Annotated in this window: 3 protein-coding genes and 1 pseudogene; all 4 read right to left on the bottom strand. The window is 47.9% G+C overall.

What is annotated here, in order from left to right:
- Nucleotides 1–327 (bottom strand): hypothetical protein (locus tag ACY69O_RS08635; RefSeq protein ID WP_462333063.1); only part of this gene is annotated, 327 nt, incomplete at its 3' end.
- A pseudogene (locus ACY69O_RS08630) lies at nt 320–820 on the bottom strand (DUF4446 family protein). The gene ACY69O_RS08635 and the pseudogene ACY69O_RS08630, both read right to left, overlap by 8 nt.
- A gap of 22 nt (nt 821–842) precedes the next feature.
- Nucleotides 843–1,823 carry a ParB/RepB/Spo0J family partition protein gene (locus tag ACY69O_RS08625; RefSeq protein WP_462333062.1) on the bottom strand — a complete coding sequence of 327 codons (981 nt, stop codon included), beginning with the start codon at nt 1,821–1,823 and terminating at the stop codon, nt 843–845.
- Nucleotides 1,816–2,583 carry a ParA family protein gene (locus tag ACY69O_RS08620; RefSeq protein ID WP_462333061.1) on the bottom strand — a complete coding sequence of 256 codons (768 nt, stop codon included), beginning with the start codon at nt 2,581–2,583 and terminating at the stop codon, nt 1,816–1,818. Before ACY69O_RS08620 ends, ACY69O_RS08625 begins: the two co-directional genes overlap by 8 nt.
- Nucleotides 2,584–2,942: the final 359 nt, after the last annotated feature.

The raw sequence follows: 2,942 nt of genomic DNA, 5'->3' as shown, positions 1-2,942 counted from the left end.
TTCATGGCAGACCACATTGCGCAGCCTGTCCAGATTTCCTTCGAAAAAGAGGTGCCTGCTGAAGGTAAGAAAGCATATATCCTTCTTGCCCCGTTCCATACGGCAGGAGCCGTACTGGCGCACTCCCGAGGATATATGGACTCGCTCGGGACGGCGCATGCTCACGGGCTTTGAAGTATGCTCGGACAGCAAATCCTCCATAGGCTTTTTATAAAATTCTATCATTAAAAGAACAAGACGGCGACGTCTGTAGTCGCCGTCCGCCTCTGCAAGCATCCGCTCCCAAAGGCATCTCTGCTCTTCAGGCAGTATTGTTTTCTCAGCCATTCAGGGCCTGCCTCATTGCCTCTTCTTCTTCCTTGGTCAGAGTGTAGCTGGACTTGCCCTTCTCGATGGGCTTCACATAGCTGCGCGAATCCTCACGGCCAAAGATACTTGAAAGAATAACACCGTCGTGATTTGAATCCAAAAGAGCTACCGCATAGCTCAGGTCGCTTCCCATATCCTCAAAGGCACGGAAACGTACAACTCCCACATTGGTAATGGCAAGCTACAGGAGAGCGTCAAGCTCCTTGTTCTTTTCGTTGAGCTTCTCAATCTTCTCAGAAACCACACGGACCTGATCGATATGGTCAAGCATCATCTTTTCAAAGCTGGCTCCCGTCTCTTCTCCTGCCATCATCTTGTTATAGCGTTTTTTCAGTCCGGAAATGCTGACTCCCTGCCAGATGATGATAAAGAACAGCAGCAAAACCAGACCGCTGAGACCGACGATTATATAATTGGCATTTAACGTAATAAGCTTCAATATTTCTTCCATTAGAAATGATTTCCTCCCAAAATCAGGTTATGAACTTTTTCGACGCCTGACGAAGCAGTTCAGTCTTTCTTGCAACATCATTGCCGTGAATCTCATGAATTGTCTCGACTATACGGCTCAAATCCTCCGGAGAGTAGAACTCTATCTCAATTTTACTCCGTTTTTTGCCCGGCAGAATTTTGACCTTTGTTCCGAAGAATATCCGGAGCTGCTCCTCCGCGTCCGCCATAAATACATCGGCGGTGCTCTGCGGCTTCTCCTTTTTCTTTTCCGTCTTTTCGTCAAGGATTGTCGGGTCCTTCTTCAGCCGTGCGACAAGCGTTTCAGCCTCACGGGCGGAAAGCTCATGGTCGATAATATAGTTCGCGGCAGCCTGCTGCAGTGTCTTATCCTCAAGGGAAAGCAGCGGCTTTGCCTGGCCCATGGAGATTACTTCCTGAATAAGGCTCTCCTGGACACGCTCAGGCAGCTTCAAAAGCCGCAGGAAGTTTGCAATGTGCGAACGGCTTCGGCCGATTTTGCCCGAGAGCTGTTCCTGCGTCATGGAAAATTCCTTCATTAAATGAGCGTATGCCTGCGCTTCTTCGATAGCGTTCAGGTCCTCACGCTGCAGGTTTTCAATGAGGGCAACCTCTGTAAGCTCCTGCTGCGTAAATTTACGCTCAATGGCAGGGATTGTCTTTAATCCCGCGAGCTTTGCAGCACGATAGCGGCGCTCACCGGCAATAAGCTCGTAGCCCCGGTCGGACTTCTTTACGAGTATCGGCTGAAGAACACCGTACTGACGGATTGACTCCTTCAGCTCGTCCAAGGAATCCTCGTCAAAGGTTTTTCTCGGCTGCTTTTCGTTGGGGTGTATATCCTTCAGAGCAAGCTCCCTGACCGCTTCGCCTTCCTTCAGCTCAACGGGTGCCGGAGCAGCTGTCTGCTTTATTTCCTTTTTTGCATCTTTTTTGAGGCCCAACGCGCCCAGGCCTTTTCCCAGTCCGCTTTTTTTAGCCACGTCTGAGTACCTCCTCCGCAAGTTCCATGTATACCTTCGCGCCCTTCGCTGCAGAATCATACGCGATGACAGGCATACCGTATGAAGGCGCCTCGCTGAGACGGACTGTTCTCGGAATAATCGTATCAAAGACCTTGTCCTCGAAGAACTTCTTCACCTCATCAACCACCTGCGCCGAAAGATTTGTACGCGGGTCGAACATGGTAAGAAGCACTCCTGCAATCTGAAGGTCCGGATTTATTTCCTCATGAACCAGATCAATGGTATCTACAATCTGGGAAAGTCCCTCCAAAGCGTAGAACTCGCACTGAATCGGTACAAGGATTCCATCGGCGGCAGCAAGAGAATTAAGACTCAAAAGCCCCAGTGAAGGAGGGCAGTCGATGATAATATAATCATAATCTCCCCTTGCAGTATCAAGGGCGTCCTTAAGGCGGGTTTCTCTTTCCTCAGATGTAGCCAGCTCTACCTCTGCCCCTGCAAGGTCAATGCTTGCAGGCAGAACATCAATCTCATATTCCGTATGCTGCACAACATCCTTCAGGTTCAATTCTCTCATAATGACCTGATATACGCTTTTCTCCAATGACGTTTTATCCAGCCCGCAGCCTGTGGTTGCATTGCCCTGCGGGTCAAAGTCAACAAGCAGTACACGCTTGCCGAGCTTACCGAGGCAGGCAGAAAGGTTGACCGCCGTGGTGGTCTTTCCAACGCCGCCTTTTTGATTGGCAATCGCGATTATCTTTGCCAAAAAGTTCACCGCCTTATCTCCCAACTGTATGAGATATCACACAGAATTAACTTATATTATTATAGCGCAATTATTCAAATTTTGCCAAAGGCAAAATTTGAATAATTGGGTATTATAAAATGTGTTAAGCCATGCTGTCCTCTATTTACACAACGTTATCTAGTCTTATATCACTTTGACGGGGCTTTGCCCCGTCAAGAATAAATAGCAAAAAGAAATCTTGCGCTTGTTGCCTCTAAAAAAGAATGCCTCTCTTTCTCTAAAAATATGATACAATATCCTCATCACGAAATCTTTCTAAATGTTTCACGTGAAACATTTACTTACCCATTTCATGCAAAGGAGGCTTTAAGCATGCCGGTATATAA

Source organism: Schwartzia sp. (in: firmicutes), assembly GCF_978017985.1.
Note: the sequence above shows the minus strand (reverse complement) of the source record. Positions and strands in the feature narration are given on the sequence as shown.